A 14,399-nucleotide genomic window follows, 5' to 3' on the forward strand; every position below is an offset into this window, starting at 1 on the left:
TCGCCCGAACTCGGCAGGCAGGCGGGGTCGGTGGCGAAGTCGGCGATCTTCCGGTTCGGGATCGGGAATCTTCGGACCGTGCCGTTCGTCGTACATCACAGGGCGGTACGGGGGCATGCGCAGAGAGCCGGACACGCGGCATCGACGGCGTAAAGGTGATCAAACCGGGCAGTCAATGTGCAGGCCGATGCGGGGGCATCAGGCCCGAGGCCCGGGAGCGGCGGGGAGTGATGCAGTGATGAGTACGGCGGGACAGCGCGAACTGTGGGTCGAGGAGCCGGCGAAGCGGCGCCGGATGCCCGACCCGGTGCGGACGGCGGCTGTGCGGGCGGTGCTCATCGCCTCCCTCACCCTGATCCAGGCGATGGTCGCGACGCTGTGCACCCTGGCGGACTCCTGGCTGGCCTTCCCCATGGTGCTGAGCAGTGTGGCCAGCACGGTCGTGGCGACCTGGGGCGTTCTGGACGTCTGGGTGACGCGCCAGGTGTGGAACCAGCGCCACGGCGTCGTCTCGGTCCCGGCCAGCACGGCCCGGCAGCTGCGCAGAGAGCGCCGCCGCGCCCGCCGGGCGGCACGCTCCGGCGGCCGGCACGCGGAGAACATACGGACTCGGGGCGGGGCCGGGCAGCTGACGCACACCTAGCGCCCGCCCCCGCACGTCATCAGCTCGACTGAGGCTGAGTCTGGGGCTGGGTCTGGGTCTGGTTCTGAGGCTGCCGTTGCTGCGGCGGCGAGTCCGGGCGCTTGAACATCCGGGTGGCCGTGATCTTGCCGTGCACCGTCTCCCCCTCCGGATCCTGCTGCGGCAGGCCCGGGCGCAGATGCTCCTCCACGCTGATGTACTTCAGGCCCGCCCTGAGGTCCGCGTCGTTGCGCAGCCGGATCACGAGGGGGAACTCGGCGAGCGCCGTCGTGTCGAACAGGCCGGTCGTGTAGAGGAGTTGGACGCCGAGTGCGTCGGAGACGGCGCGCTGGAGCTCCAGGAGGTACGTGGCGTTGGCGCGGCCGATGGGGTTGTCGAGGAACAGCGTGCCCGCGTGGCGGTGCTTGTCGCGGCCCCGGTCGTTCGAGCGCAGCGCGGCCATCGTGCAGTACAGGGCGATGGCGGCGGTGAGCAGCTGCCCGCCGGAGAACACGTCGCCCATCTGTCCGACGGGGACGCGCTCGGCGCGCAGCACGGCGTCCGGCTTGAGGATCTCCACGGCCACGCCCTTGGGCTGAAGGGCGGCGCTGACGCCGCGCAGCAGCAGGGACATGCCGTCGCGGCGCAGGTCGGAGTTCTTCTTGACGGCCGCCCGGGTCGCCTCGTCGATGACCTCGCCGAGACGCTCGGTGAGCGTGGCCTGGTCGGGCTCCTCGAAGCGGATCCGCAGGAACTCCTGGCCGGACCACTCGCCGAGCCCTTCGGGCAGCCGGGACAGCCGCTGGGCCGAGCGCAGGGTGGCGAGCGAGGACTCGACCAGTCCGCGCAGCCGGTCGACGATCGAGTCGCGGTTCCGCTCCAGCTGCGCCAGCTCGTCGGTCAGCACGCGCAGCCGGGGGGCGAACGCGTCGGCCCACTTCTGCGCGTGCTCCGGCAGCGCGGCGGCCGGCAGCTCCCGGATCTGCTGACGGGCGGGGGTGCGCACGGCCTCGTACCGTGTCGCGTTCGCGTGCCGTACGAGGATGTCGCTCGCCTCGCGGACCGCTGCCTCGGCGGCGGACAGGTCGGCGGCGCAGCCGCGCAGGGAGCGCCGGGTCTCGCCCGCGGCGGTGCGGGCCTCCTCCAGGCTGCCCGGGTACGGCTCGGGCTCCTCCTGCTCGTCGGCGTCCGAGGTGTGGTCGCGCAGCAGGTCACGCAGGAGCGCGGCCGTCTCGTCGAAACCGCCGGCCCCGTCCTCGGCGGTGCGGTGCGCGTCGAGCAGTTCGGCGTGCGCGGCGCGGGCGGTCGCCAGGGCGTCGGTGCGCACGGCCAGTTCGGTCGTGGCGGTGCGCAGCAGCGACTGGGCGTGCTCGGTGTCGGAGGGGACCTGCTCGTCGGGCAGCTCGGTGTGCGCGGCGCCGTCCTCGGGTGCGTGCCGCTCGGCCTCACCGCGCAGCCGGCCCAGCTGCTCGCTGGCGGTGGAGGCGCGGGTCTCCAGGAGCTGGACGTGCTCGTCGGCGCGGGCCGCGGCCGCCTGCCGGGACGGGCCGTCGGAGCCCTCCGGTGATTCGAGGAGGGTGGCGGCGCGGGTGCGCACCTTGTTGCTGAGCCGGTTCAGCTCGGCGAGCGCGGCGCTCTCGTCGCTCTCGGCGCGTGCCTGCTCGGCCCGCAGGTCGGCGCCGACGCCGACCTTCTCGTACACCTGGGACGCGGCCCGGTAGGCCTCGCGCAGGGCGGGCAGCGACGCCTTGGGGACCTCTCCCTCGGGTACGTCGTCGGGGGCGCCGGCGATCTCGGCGCGCTCGGCGCGCAGCGTGCGGGCGGTGCGGTGGGCGTCGTCGGCGGAGCGCTGGGCGGCCCGCCGGTCCTCGTCCGCGGCGCGGGCCCCTTCCAGGCAGGTCTGGGCGCGGGCCTCGAACTCGACGGCCTCGTCGGCGAGTTCGCGGACCTTGGCCTGCCAGGCGGCGCGCTCGCGCAGCCGGTAGGCGAGTCCGGCGAGCGCGTCGGCGGCGCGGCGGGCCTTCTGTGCGGCTTCCTGTCGCTCGTCGCGGACCCGGGTGGCCTCGGCGGCGACCTCGTCGGCCTCGGCGCGCGCGGTGCGGGCCTCGGCGAGTTCGGCCTCGGCCTCCTCGGCGAACGTGCGGGCCTCCTGTGCGGCGGCGGCCAGTTCGGCGAGCCGGCCCGCCGGGCAGCCGGAGCGCCAGGAACCGAGCCGGGCGGCCAGCTCACGGTCCTTGGCGAGGCGTCCGGCGAGGGCGCGGATGTCCTCGTCGCGGCGGGCGGCGCGCTCGCGCAGCGCCTGTCGCTCCTCGTCGGCGGCGTGCTCGTCGTGCATGGCCGGGTTCGGCGGGACGAGAAAGACGCCCTCGTCGGAGGCGTTCTCCGCCGGGGTCGGGGCGAGGAGGGCGGCGGCGGTGCCGACGGCGACGGCGGACCGCGGCAGCAGTGCGGCGCCCGCGAGCGCTTCCCTGGCCCGGACGTGGGAGTTGGGGTCGGTGATGATGACGCCGTCGACCAGCTCGGGCCGGGCGGCGAGCACGCGCGCGTGGTCGGCCGGGTCGACGGACTGGGCGAGGTAGCGCCAGCCGGGCAGCGCCGGGATGCCGTGCTCGCCGAGGAACTCGACGGTGGCCAGGACGTCCGGGCCCGGCGGCAGCAGGCCGCCGTCGCCGAGGGCGCCCAGGATGCGGGAGTCGTCGGCCGCGGCGGTGCGCAGGTCGAACAGCTGCCGCTCCGCGGAGGCCACGGAGTCGTCGAGGAGGGTCTTGAGGTCGTCGGCGGCGCGGTCGAGGTCGTCCGTGGTGAGCGGCGCGTCGGCCGCGCCGGGCGAGGCCTTCCCGCCTTCCCGCAACGGTCCGTTCACCCCCAGCAGTTCGGCCAGGCGCTCCTCGGCGGCGAGGGAGGCGGCGGCCCGGTCCTCGGCCTGGTGGGCGCTTTCCGCGGCGCTCGCGGCGTCGGCGGCGCGGGCGGCGGTCAGCTCGGCGCGGGCCTCGGCCGAGGCGGTCTCGCGGGCGTGCTCGGAGGCGCGGCGGGCGGCCTCGCGGGCGGTGTCCCAGGCGGCGACGGTGGTCTTCTCGGCGTCGGCGGCGGCGAGCGCGGCGCGGGCCGGGTCGGCGTCGGGCGCGCTGTCGTCGAGCCAGCCGGCCCGGACGGCCTCGGCGGTCTCCTGCTCGACTTCGCTGAGCCGCTGGCGCAGGTGGCCGAGCTCGCTGCGGGCGCGCTGGGCGTCGGTGGCGGCGGCGGTCGCGTCGCGGTGCGCGGTCTCGCCGGCCTCCTGGAGGACGGCGGAGCGCTCCTCCTCCTCGTTCGCGTGGGTCTCGGCGCGCTCGGCGGCGCTGTGCAGGGCGCGGACGAGGTCGAAGGCGGCCTTGGCGCGGGCGGCGAGTGCGGGGGCGGCGTCCCGCTCGGCCTCGCGGATGGCGACGGCGACGCGCGCGGAGCGGTCGGCTGCGGCGCGGTGGCGCAGGACGGCTTCGGCGGCCTGCCAGGCGGAGTGCAGCGTACGGGCGTCGGCCAGCTCGCGCTTCTGGGCGGCGGCGGCCTTCTCGGCCCCGGCGAGGGCCAGGGAGGCGTGCCGGTAGGCGAGTTCGGCGGCGATCAGGGCGCTGCGCTCGCGCGCGGACTCGGCCTCGGTGACGGTGTGGGCGGCGGCGGTGACCTGCTGGGCGAGGTCTCCGGCGCGGCCGCGCTCGACGGCGGCACGGGCCGAGAGGCGCCGGGCCAGCGTGCGCGTACGGCGCTCGGCTCCGGCGTGGATGTCGCGCGCGCGGGACCGTGCGTCGGCGGCCTCCACGATCCGGGTGAGCAGGTCCACGGAGCCGGCGGTGAAGTCCCGCTCGGCCATCAGCTCGGAGCGTCGGCCCAGCTTGTTGCCGAAGCCGCTGACCAGGTCGGCGAGGCCGTCGGTGTCCCGGGTGTCGGTGACGGCGCGCAGCAGCAGGTCGGTGAAGTCGGAGTCCTTCTTGACGGCGAAGAGGCCGGCGGCCTCGCCCTCGTCCGCGTTCATCTCGCGCTGGTAGCGGAAGAGTTCGGGGTCGAGGCCGAGGTCGCCCAGGTGTTCGTTCCACCGGTCGTGGATCTCTTCCCAGTGCACTTCGAGGTGCGGGTAGGCCTTGCCTGCCTCGACGAGCGCGTCGCGGAAGCCCTTCATCGTGCGGCGGCGGCCCTGCGCGCTGGAGGCACCCTCGACGATGGGCCGTACCGCGTTGGACTCCGCCACCGGCAGGGCGTCCAGGCTCATTCCGGGGCCGGGCCGGAAGGAGTACCAGGCCTCGGCGAACTTCCGCGGGTCGTTGGAGACCTGGCGGCCGCGCCATTCGCTGACCTTGCCGACGACGACGCACTCGCCGGTGAGGGTGTGCTGCCACTCCAGGGCGACGTGTCCGCAGTCGTCGGCGAGCAGGAACTTGCGCAGCACGCCGGAGCTGGCGCCGCCCAGGGTGTTGCGGTGGCCGGGCAGCATCACCGAGAAGATCAGCTTGAGCAGGACCGACTTGCCGCCGCCGTTCTCCAGGAAGAGCACTCCGGCCGGCGCGGGGCGGCGCGGCGGGCCGACGGGCTCGTCCTCGAAGAACTCCGCCTGGGTGGGCGCGGGGTCGGGCACGGGCTCGCCGACGCCCCGCAGGTCGAGCACGGTGTCGGCGTAGCGCGCGCCGGCGGGCCCGATGGAGTAGAGGCGAACTCGGGACAGCTCGTACATGGCGGACTCTCGTGGTAGATACGGAAGTTCAGAGGATGCGGCGGGTGCGCGATCAGGAGTGGAACGGCAGGCCCGCGTCGGCGACGAGATCGCCCGCGTCCTCGTCCATCGGCGGGACCAGGCTCGCGGAGCCGTCGGTGACGGCCACGACGCCGAGGTCGAGCAGTTCGGCCATGGCGGCGGTGCCCGCCATGTCGCGGACCTGGAGCTGGTAGCGGGCCGTGGTGCGGTAGGTGCCGCCGCCGTCGTCGCCGGTGCGCTGCAGGAATCCGGAGTCGGTGAGGAAGGCGACGGCCTTGGCGACGATGCCGGTGGTCGAGTTGGCCAGGCGGCGGGTGTCCTTGGTGGCGCCGGTGGAGCTGCGCCGGGCCCAGATCCGCCAGGCGGCCTCCAGGCCGGGGGCGTCGGTCGCGGGGTCGGTGTTCTCGCCCTGCTCCTCGGCGCGCTCCTCCAGCTTGTGGCAGGCCTGGCGGACGAACGCGTCCACGCCGTTGACACTCACGCGTCCGATGTAGCCGTCGTCGGCGAGGTCCTCGGGGCGCGGGAAGGCGAGCGCGGCGACGGCGAGATGGGCGAGGCCGTGCAGGAAGCGGTCGGTGGAGTCGGCGGCGGTCCGGCGCGCGTAGTCGCCCATCCGCACCGCGAACACGGAGTCCTCGGCGGCGGTCACGGCCATGCCCGCGCGCGGGGACACCTCGAGGACGACGAGGCCGAGCCCGGAGGCGACGGCGTCGGCGAGGCGGGCGAACGCCGGGTCCTCGCGGTAGCGGCGCAGCAGCTCCTGGTACTCCTGGTCACGGGAGGGCTGGAGCTTGGGCTGCAGGCCGAAGGCGACGAGCCGCGCGGCGTCGGCGGCGTCGGCAGGGGTGATCGGGGCCGCGACCCTGGCCGGGCCCGACGCCTCGGGCTCGCCCCATTCGGCGTGCTCTTCGGGGTGCTCGGTCACGGGCGGTGCTCCTTGATCGTTCCTACGTACATCCGGTGCCCGGGAATCCGGCGCGGTCCGTGGCTCACGCGGCCTCCGTCCGGTCCGCGGCCATGCCTGCCGCGTCGAGGAGGGCGGTGCCCACGATGAGGTCGGCGCCGCCGAACTCGTCGTCGTCGAGCTCGGTGCCGTCGTCCACGGCGAACAGCAGCTTCTCCTCGCCCTGGCGGTAGGCGGTGCCGACGGCCGGGCTCGCCGCGTGGACCGCCAGCAGGGCGACCAGGTAGGGCAGTTCGGGGTCGCGGCGGCGGGCTTCGGCGAGCAGTCCCGACAGGCGGCGCGGCGCGTCCGCGGGCAGGTCGAGGAGCTGCTTGGCGCTCGCGAGCTGTGCCTCGCTGAACCGGCTGTCGTCCGGGGTCTCGATGAGGTCCGGCTCGGGCATCTCCGCGCCGAGGTGCTCCCGCTCCATGGGCGGGGTCAGCAGTATGTCGACGAGGTCCCCGACGCGTACGGAGACGGGGGTGCGCAGTCCCGTACCGCGGGCGAAGAAGGCGTCGGTCACCTTGCGGGCGTCCTGCACCGGCAGCGGCAGCAGGGGTGCGACGAGCTGCCCGTACAGGTCGAGGCCCGCGCGCGCGGACGGGGTGGCGAAGGCCTGCCGGTCCTGCTCGGCGCGGAACAGCGGTCCGGCCTCCAGGAGCCGGGACTGGAGCTGGGTGTGGCGGCGGATGCAGTCCTTGACGATGTCGACGAGCTCGGCGGCGCGGCGCTTCTGCTCGGGGTCCTCGGACTCGTCGCGCGCCTTGCGGATGTTCGTCAGGATCGCGTTCTCGTGGCGGTAGCGGTCCGCCACGTGGTCGAGGGCCTCGGCGATCATGTCGGGGACGGTCCGCAGCCAGTCGACGGCGCGAACATTGCGGCGGGTGGCGTCGAGCGCCTTGCGCAGGGTCTCCGAGTACTGCACGGTCCGGTAGCGGGCCTGCTCGGCGGCGAGCTGGGCGTCCGCGAGCCGGCCGCGGCTGATCAGGACCTCCAGCTTCACCTCGGCGGCGATCTGGGCGCTGGTGACATCGGTGTCGAGGGCGCCGACGAGGACGTTCACCGCCTCGTCCGTGGTGCGCAGGTAGACGCTGCCGCCGTAGCCGGGGACTTCCTCGATCAGCTTGAAGTCGTAGTCGCGGCGCACGTAGGAGCCGTCCGTCGCGAACGTCCCGTAGACGGCGCGGAAGCCGCGGTCCACGCTGCCGACGTTGATCAGGTTCTCCAGGACCCAGCGCGCCACGCGCTCGTGCTCCGCGGTGGGCCGCTGCGGGGCCTGGGCGGCGATGCGGGGCATCAGGCGAGCCACTATCTGCTCGTGGTCGGCGCCCGTGTCGAAGTCCATGTTCAGCGTGACGAGGTCGATCGCGGAGAGGGCGACCTCGGCCATGCCGTACGTCGAGTACTCGCCCGCGAGGTTCGCCTTGCGCACGTCCAGGTCGTGCAGCGGCGCGGTGCAGGCGAGCGCGCGCAGCCGCCGCGCGAGCCCTTCGTCGGCGGCCGGGCCCGGTGCGGGGCGCGGCCCCGCGCTGAGCTGGGGCGGAACGGATTCCGTGGTGGCAGGCGAAGTCACGGAGCACAGACTAGGCGCTGGGTCCGACAACGGTCGAAACGACGCAGATGCCTCGGTCCTCGGCGGGCGTTACGCCTCGCGCGCCACACGCTGCCCGTACGCCTCGACGAGTCCGTCGCGGGAGTCGTCGAGGTAGTCGGCGAGCAGCGTCTCGGCCTCGTCGCGGTGCCCGTCGGCGAGGGTCCGGACGATCTGTGCGTTGCGGGCGAGGTAGGGCTCGTGGAGGCGGCGCGGGTCGTCCACGACGTGGAAGGCGAGGCGGAGTTCGGCGAGGACGCTGCGCATCAGTTCGTCGGTGCGCTCGCTGCCGGCGAGGGCGACGAGTTCGCGGTGGAAGTGGATGTTGGCGGTGGAGACGCCCTTCCAGTCCCGTGCCTTCGCGGCGCGCTGTCCGCCCTCGACGGCCGCGGCCACCCGGTCCAGGGCGAAGGGCGGTTGGCCGAGCGAGCGCACGACGGAGCACTCGATCATGCGCCGGGTGCGGTAGATGTCCTCGACGTCGTCGATGCTCAGGACCCGTACGAAGACGCCCTTGTTGAGCCGGTGTTCGAGCAGGCGCTCGTGGGTGAGCAGCCGGAACGCCTCGCGCAGGGTGTTGCGGGAGACGCCGAGCGCGCTGCCGATGCTGTCCTCGGACAGGCGGGTTCCGGGCGGGAAGAAGCCCTCCGCGATCCGGGTCCTGAGGATGTCCGCGACGCGCTCGGCGGTGCTGGTGCGTCCCAGCAGCGCCCGGTCGTCGGCGAGTGCGTTCAGTTCTTCCGTGGCCACGGCCGAATTCAAGCGTAGATGCAAGAACGAAACAACGTGGGTATTGAGGGATCGTTCAACGATCCTCTACCTTGGCGGTCAGGCACCGCTCCGCTGCACGCACCACCACGCACGCTGATCCGCTCGCTCGTCTCCCCGTGAGTTCCCGAGTACTCCTGCGAGGTGCTTCATGAGCACGACTCCGCCGACGCCGGGCGCCACCGCCCCGCACCCGTCCGCGCCGCCCTCCCCGCTCCCCCGCCCCGACGGTGCCCCGGGCCGGCTGCGGGCGCTCGGCCGCACCGCCGCCTGGAGCCCCCGGCGGGCCCGCGCCCACTTCCGCGCGGGCGCGAGCGCTCCCACCGCGGGCTGGGCGCGCGGCCACACCCAGGCCAATCTGATCGCCGTACCGGCCGACTGGGCCTACGACATGCTGCTGTTCTGCCAGCGCAACCCGAAGCCGTGCCCGGTCCTGGACGTCACGGACGCGGGCGGGCTGACCACCGTCCTGGCCCCCGGCGCCGATCTGCGCACGGATCTGCCGCGCTACCGGGTGTGGGAGCACGGCGAGTTGACGGCCGAGCCGACCGACGTGGCCGACCACTGGCGCGGCGATCTGGTCTCCTTCCTGATCGGGTGCAGCTTCACCTTCGAGTGGGCGCTCGCGGCGGCCGGGGTGCCGCTGCGCCACGTCGAGCAGAACAAGAACGTGCCCATGTACGTGACCACGCGCGCGTGCCGCGACGCGGGGCGGCTGCACGGCCCGCTGGTCGTGTCGATGCGGCCGGTCCCGCCGCAGGCTCTGGAGGCGGCGATCAGGGAGAGCTCCCTGATGCCGGCGGTGCACGGCGGCCCGGTGCACATCGGCGATCCGAGGGTCCTCGGCATCACGGACCTCGACGCTCCGGACTTCGGCGACCCGGTGGACCGGGCCCCCGGCGACATCCCGGTCTTCTGGGCCTGCGGGGTGACTCCGCAGGCGGCCGTGATGACGTCCAGGCCGCCGTTCGCGATCACCCACGCGCCGGGGCACATGTTCGTCGCGGACACCCGGGACGAGCAGTACCGGATCGAGCCGCCGTACTGACACCGGGCGACCCGCGCGAGCACCACAGACGGTCCGTACTTGCCTTCAAGCGCTTGAGGTGTGTTCTGCTGCCGGACATGTCGAACTACACGATTCAGGACGTATCGCGGCGCAGTGGGCTGAGCGAACCCACCCTGCGCTACTACGAGGAGGTGGGGCTGATCGGGCCGGTCGGCCGCGACGAGCACAGCGGGCACCGCCGCTACGCCGAGGAGGATCTGGATCTCCTCCAGGCACTGGCCTGTCTGCGCGCGGTCGGCATGAGCATCGAGGACATGCGCACCTACCAGGCCAACCGGGCGCGCGGCCGGGCGGCGGCGGCCGAGCAGCGCGATCTGCTGCTGCGCCACGCGGCGCGCGTCGAGGAGGAGATCGCCGCGCAGCGCGCCCGGCTCGGCTATCTGCGCGAGAAGGCCGCCCTGTGGGACGCGCGTGAGCGCGGCGACGGCGCGGCGGAGGCCGTGGCGACGCAGCGGTCACTCGACGCCGCACGCCGTCTGGAGGTGCTGCGATGAGCCGGGTGCTGGTGACCGGCGGGTCCGGCTATCTGGGCACGCAGCTGATCGCCGCTCTGCTGCTCGCCGGGCGCGAGGTGCGGACCACCGTGCGTTCGACGGCCCGCGAGGCCGAGGTGCGTGCGGCGGTGCGGCGCGGCGGCGCCGACGACGCCGGGCTCCAGGTCGTCGCGGCGGACCTGATGAGCGACGACGGCTGGCCCGCCGCGGTGGCCGGCTGCGCGGAGGTGCACCACGTGGCCTCCCCGATCCCGGCCGTCCAGCCCGACGACCCCGACGAGCTGATCGTCCCGGCCCGTGAGGGCACCCTGCGGGTGCTGCGTGCGGCGCGTGCCGCGGGCGTCCGGCGCACCGTGCTGACCTCGTCGTTCGCGGCGGTCGGCTACACGCCCAAGCCGGGCGCCGAGTTCACCGAGGACGACTGGACCGACCCCGACACCCCGGGGCTCGCGCCCTATCCGCGTTCCAAGGCGATCGCCGAGCGGGCCGCGTGGGACCTGATGGAGCGCCCGGGCGGCGGCACCGAACTCGTGGTGGTCAACCCGACGGGCATCTTCGGGCCCACCCTGACGGCCACGCTCGGCTCCTCCATGCAGCTGGTGAAGGCGATGCTCGACGGCGCGATGCCGGTGGCCCCGCGGGCGCGCTTCGGCGTCGTGGACGTCCGTGACGTGGTGGACCTGCACCTGCGGGCGATGGCCGCTCCCGAGGCGGCGGGGCGGCGGTTCCTCGCTGTCGCGGACGGTCCGACGCTCAGCTTCGTCGAGTTGGCGGCCGTTCTGCGCGAACGGCTCGGACCGCTCGCCGCGCGCGTGCCGGCCGAGGAGGCACCGGGCGCCCCGCTGCCCCGCCCGGTCATCCACAACGACCGGGCCCGTACGGAACTGGGCTGGCGGCCGCGCGACGTGGCCACGACCCTCGTGGACTCGGCGACATCACTGCGCGACCTCGGGCTGCTCGAGGACTGACCGGCGCGGCACGCTCCGCTCGCCCCCGACGCGCAGCGCACCGGCGGAGGTCGCGGAGAGGGCCGCCGCCACTGCGGCCGACGCGCGCAGGTCGAGCCGTGCGCCGGTCCCGCGCAGCCCGTGCCGCACCTCGTCCGCGGCCAGGGCCACGAGTTGGGGCAGCAGGTCGGTGCAGCGCCGGGCGACCCAGCCGGTGCCCGCGGTGGCCAGCCACCACCAGGCGGCGGTGCGGGTCGGCACGGGCCCGTCGGGTTCGGTGCCCGGTGCCGGGCCGTGCGCCACCCCCGACGCGGCGAGCAGGGCGTGGAAGCGGGCGGCGAGCAGCCGGTGCCCGCGCTCCCCGGGATGCAGCCGGTCCGCGCTCCACAGCGCGCGGTCGGCCACCCCGTCGCCCTCGGCGGCGTGCAGATGGACGGCGCCGTGGCGTTCGGACAGGACGTGCACGACGGAGTTCACCGCGCGCTGCCTGCGGGCGAGCGGGCGGGCCAGGGCCCCGGGCAGGCCGAGCAGCGCACCCGGATCGGGCAGGCAGGCGGTGAGCAGCACCGCGCCCCGGTCGCCGAACGCGCCGTAGACGGTGTCGAGCCGGGCGGCGACCGCCTGGATGTCGAAGGTGTGGCGCAGGGTGTCGTTGACGCCGACGACGACCGAGACGACGTCGGGGGCGAAGGCCAGCGCGGCGGGCAACTGCCGCTCCAGGACGTCGCCGGTCTGTGCCCCGCTCACCGCGAGGTTCCGGAACTCCACGGGTACGTGGGCGGGCGCGAGCCCCGCCGCGAGCAGCGCGGCCCAGCCCCGCCACCGGCCGCCGCCCACGGGGTCGCCGATGCCTTCGGTGAGGGAGTCGCCGAGCGCGGCGAACCGCAGCGGCCTCATCGCGGCTCCCGCACCACGGGCAGCCGGGGCGCGACCCTGAGCGGTTCCGCGTCGTGGGCCGCCAGGAAGGCGTCCACCGCCGCGTCCCAGCCGAAACACTCCGCACGCGCGCGTGCGGCCTCCCTGCGCTGCCGTTCGGGCCGCGCCAGCACCTCCCGTACGGCACGGGCGAAGGCGGCTCCGGTGTCGGCGGCCACGGCACCGGCCGCGCCGACCACCTCCGGCAGCGCGGAGGACGCGCTGACGACGACCGGGGTCCCGCAGGCCAGAGCCTCCAGAGCGGCCAGGCCGAACGTTTCCGCGGGCCCCGGCGCCAGGCACACGTCGGCCGTGGCCTGGAGCGCGGCGAGCGCGGCCCGGTCGGCGACATGCCCGAGGAACACCACCGGCAGCCCTCGCGCCCGCTGCTGGAGCCGTGCCCGCAGCGGGCCGTCCCCGGCGACGACCAGCCGGGCGGGGACGCCGGCCGCGCGCAGCGCCGCCAGCGCGGCGAGCCCCGTACCGGGCCGCTTCTCCACGGACAGCCGGGTGCACATGACGAGCAGAACCTCGCCCTCGCGCGCGTACCGGGCCCGTACGCCCGCGTCCCGTGCCGTCGGGCCGCAGCTCACGAGGTCGACGCCGAGCGGGGCCCGCACCACGTTGCGGGCGCCGAGCCGGACGAACTCCCGCTCGGCCCATTCCGTGGTGCACACCACGCGCGCGTAGGCGTGCGCCGTACGGGTGTTGAGGGCGTCGGCGGCCCGTCGTGCCGCCGCCTCGGGCAGACCCCAGGCGCGCAGGACGCCGTCGGCGGTCTCGTGGGAGACCATGACGGCGGGCACCCGCGCCCGCCGCGCCCACTCCCCGGTCCAGCGCAGGGTCGTCCGGTCCGAGACCTCCAGGCGGTCGGGGCGCAGCCGTTCGAGGAGCCGTGTCAGACGCTGCCGGTCGGCGAGCACGCGGTAGCCGCCGGTGCCCGGCAGCGGCCGCCCCGGGAGCGTGATGACCCGTCCCTGGTAGCTCTCCTCGTCGGCCGCCCGCTCCCCGGGCACGATCAGCACGGGTTCGTGCCCGGCCGCCGCGTACCCCGCGCCCAGTTCGCGCAGCGCGGTGCGCAGGCCGCCCGAGGCCGGCGTGACGAAGTTGGCGAGCCGGACGATGCGCAGGGCCCGGCTCATGCCGCCACCGCCGTCCGCGCGCGCAGCACCTCGTCGTAGTGGTCGATCAGCTGGTCCCCCACCGCCGACCAGGTCCGCCCGGCCACCGCCGCCCGTCCCGCGCCGCCGTAGGCGGCCCGCAGCGCGGGATCGGCGGCCAGCGTCTCCACCGCGTCGTGCACGGCACCGGCGTCGCCGGGCGGCACGAGCAGTCCGGTCGTCCCGTGCGCGACGAGGTCGAGCGGGCCGCCGGCCGCGGGCGCGACCACCGGTACGCCGCTCGCCATGGCCTCCTGCACGGTCTGGCAGAAGGTCTCGTAGGGGCCGGTGTGCACGAACACGTCCAGGGAGGCGTAGATCCGGGCGAGGTCGTCGCCGGTGCGCCGCCCGAGGAAGCGGGCGCCGGGGAGCACGCCGCGCAGCGACGCCTCGCTCGGCCCGTCGCCGACGATCACGACCCGCACACCGGGCCGCCCGCACACCTGGGCAAGCAGCTCCACCTGCTTCTCGGGCGCGAGCCGTCCCACGTATCCGACGAGCAGTTCGCCGCCCGGCGCGAGGTCGGCCCGCAGCCGCTCGTCGCGGAGTTCGGGGCGGAACCGTACGGCGTCCACCCCGCGGGGCCACAGCCGCACCCGCGGCACCCCGTGCGCCTCCAGGTCGCGCCGGGCCGCCGTGGACGGGGCCAGGGTGCGGTCGGCGGCGCCGTGCACGCCGCGGATCCGCCGCCAGGCCGTGGCCTCCCCGGTCCCCATGTACGTACGGGCGTAGCCGGCGAGGTCGGTCTGGTAGACGGCGACGGCGGGGATCCGCAGCCGGGCGGCGGCCGCCATGCCCCGCACGCCGAGCACGAACGGGCTGGCCAGATGGACGAGTTCGGCGCCGTGCGCGGCCAGGGTCTGAGCGACGCGGCGGCTCGGCAGCGCGACCCGCACCTGGGGATAGCCGGGCAGCGGGAGCGAGGGGACGCGGACCACCGGGCAGGGCGCGGCCGCGTCCGCCTCGAGGCCTGCTGCGACGGCGGGTGCGATGACCAGGGGGTCATGACCGCGGGCGGCGAGGTGCCGGGCGGTCTGCAGGGCGCAGTGCGCCACTCCGTTGATGTCGGGCGGGAAGGATTCGGTCACGATGACGACACGCATACGGGTGTTCTCGCCCCGTCCGGCGTGCCCACGTCAAAGTGGATCTTTCCCGTTGTGGAACGTCCCG

Annotated in this window: 11 protein-coding genes; 4 read left to right on the forward strand and 7 right to left on the reverse strand. The window is 75.1% G+C overall.

Annotated features, from left to right (window positions below):
- The first annotated feature begins 115 nt into the window (after nucleotides 1-115).
- Nucleotides 116-643 (forward strand): hypothetical protein, encoded by a 528-nt coding sequence (locus ABII15_RS06175; RefSeq protein ID WP_353941255.1) that lies wholly within the window; start codon nucleotides 116-118, stop codon nucleotides 641-643.
- Nucleotides 644-662: 19 nt separating this feature from the next.
- Here ABII15_RS06175 and ABII15_RS06180 read toward each other — a convergent pair whose 3' ends face one another.
- From ABII15_RS06180 to ABII15_RS06195, 4 genes are all read right to left on the reverse strand, one after another.
- Nucleotides 663-5,321, reverse strand: coding sequence for a hypothetical protein (locus ABII15_RS06180; RefSeq protein WP_353941256.1), 4,659 nt, complete (start codon nucleotides 5,319-5,321; stop codon nucleotides 663-665).
- A gap of 52 nt (nucleotides 5,322-5,373) precedes the next feature.
- Nucleotides 5,374-6,267: a hypothetical protein gene (locus ABII15_RS06185; protein WP_353941257.1), complete on the reverse strand. Its 894-nt coding sequence runs from the start codon at nucleotides 6,265-6,267 to the stop codon at nucleotides 5,374-5,376.
- 64 nt (nucleotides 6,268-6,331) lie between these two features.
- On the reverse strand, nucleotides 6,332-7,858 hold the full coding sequence (locus ABII15_RS06190; protein WP_353941258.1) for a hypothetical protein: 1,527 nt from the start codon (nucleotides 7,856-7,858) through the stop codon (nucleotides 6,332-6,334).
- A 69-nt stretch (nucleotides 7,859-7,927) separates the two neighbouring features.
- A complete protein-coding gene (locus ABII15_RS06195; protein WP_353941259.1) occupies nucleotides 7,928-8,626 on the reverse strand; it encodes a GntR family transcriptional regulator in 699 nt (232 codons plus the stop codon).
- 169 nt (nucleotides 8,627-8,795) lie between these two features.
- On the opposite strand from ABII15_RS06195, the gene ABII15_RS06200 reads away from it, so the two are divergent.
- The 3 genes from ABII15_RS06200 (at nucleotide 8,796) to ABII15_RS06210 (ending at nucleotide 11,175) form a co-directional block, all read left to right on the forward strand.
- A complete protein-coding gene (locus ABII15_RS06200; protein ID WP_353941260.1) occupies nucleotides 8,796-9,692 on the forward strand; it encodes a putative hydro-lyase in 897 nt (298 codons plus the stop codon).
- A gap of 77 nt (nucleotides 9,693-9,769) precedes the next feature.
- Entirely contained in the window at nucleotides 9,770-10,207 is a 438-nt protein-coding gene (locus tag ABII15_RS06205; RefSeq protein ID WP_353941261.1) for a MerR family transcriptional regulator, read from the forward strand.
- The gene (locus ABII15_RS06210; protein ID WP_353941262.1) at nucleotides 10,204-11,175 is read left to right on the forward strand and encodes an NAD-dependent epimerase/dehydratase family protein; all 972 of its coding nucleotides are present in this window, start codon (nucleotides 10,204-10,206) and stop codon (nucleotides 11,173-11,175) included. The genes ABII15_RS06205 and ABII15_RS06210 overlap by 4 nt, the downstream gene beginning before the upstream one ends.
- Here ABII15_RS06210 and ABII15_RS06215 read toward each other — a convergent pair.
- From ABII15_RS06215 to ABII15_RS06225, 3 genes are read right to left on the reverse strand one after another with little or no spacing between them, the layout of a single operon-like run.
- Nucleotides 11,143-12,051: an SGNH/GDSL hydrolase family protein gene (locus ABII15_RS06215; RefSeq protein WP_353941263.1), complete on the reverse strand. Its 909-nt coding sequence runs from the start codon at nucleotides 12,049-12,051 to the stop codon at nucleotides 11,143-11,145. The two genes, ABII15_RS06210 and ABII15_RS06215, sit on opposite strands and share 33 nt — an antisense overlap.
- Entirely contained in the window at nucleotides 12,048-13,211 is a 1,164-nt protein-coding gene (locus tag ABII15_RS06220; RefSeq protein ID WP_353941264.1) for a glycosyltransferase, read from the reverse strand. Before ABII15_RS06220 ends, ABII15_RS06215 begins: the two co-directional genes overlap by 4 nt.
- The gene (locus ABII15_RS06225; protein ID WP_353941265.1) at nucleotides 13,208-14,332 is read right to left on the reverse strand and encodes a glycosyltransferase family 1 protein; all 1,125 of its coding nucleotides are present in this window, start codon (nucleotides 14,330-14,332) and stop codon (nucleotides 13,208-13,210) included. The genes ABII15_RS06220 and ABII15_RS06225 overlap by 4 nt, the downstream gene beginning before the upstream one ends.
- Nucleotides 14,333-14,399: the final 67 nt, after the last annotated feature.

It is taken from the genome of Streptomyces sp. HUAS MG91, assembly GCF_040529335.1.
GTDB lineage: Bacteria > Actinomycetota > Actinomycetes > Streptomycetales > Streptomycetaceae > Streptomyces > Streptomyces tabacisoli.

What these genes read in the sequence shown, in the direction of transcription:
- ABII15_RS06175 (WP_353941255.1), top strand. Translation starts at nt 116, where the DNA reads ATGCGCAGAGAGCCGGACACGCGGCATCGACGGCGTAAAGGTGATCAA.
- ABII15_RS06205 (WP_353941261.1), top strand. Translation starts at nt 9,770, where the DNA reads ATGTCGAACTACACGATTCAGGACGTATCGCGGCGCAGTGGGCTGAGC.
- ABII15_RS06210 (WP_353941262.1), top strand. Translation starts at nt 10,204, where the DNA reads ATGAGCCGGGTGCTGGTGACCGGCGGGTCCGGCTATCTGGGCACGCAG.
- ABII15_RS06220 (WP_353941264.1), bottom strand. Translation starts at nt 13,211, where the DNA reads ATGAGCCGGGCCCTGCGCATCGTCCGGCTCGCCAACTTCGTCACGCCG.
- ABII15_RS06215 (WP_353941263.1), bottom strand. Translation starts at nt 12,051, where the DNA reads ATGAGGCCGCTGCGGTTCGCCGCGCTCGGCGACTCCCTCACCGAAGGC.
- ABII15_RS06200 (WP_353941260.1), top strand. Translation starts at nt 8,796, where the DNA reads ATGAGCACGACTCCGCCGACGCCGGGCGCCACCGCCCCGCACCCGTCC.
- ABII15_RS06225 (WP_353941265.1), bottom strand. Translation starts at nt 14,332, where the DNA reads ATGCGTGTCGTCATCGTGACCGAATCCTTCCCGCCCGACATCAACGGA.
- ABII15_RS06180 (WP_353941256.1), bottom strand. Translation starts at nt 5,321, where the DNA reads ATGTACGAGCTGTCCCGAGTTCGCCTCTACTCCATCGGGCCCGCCGGC.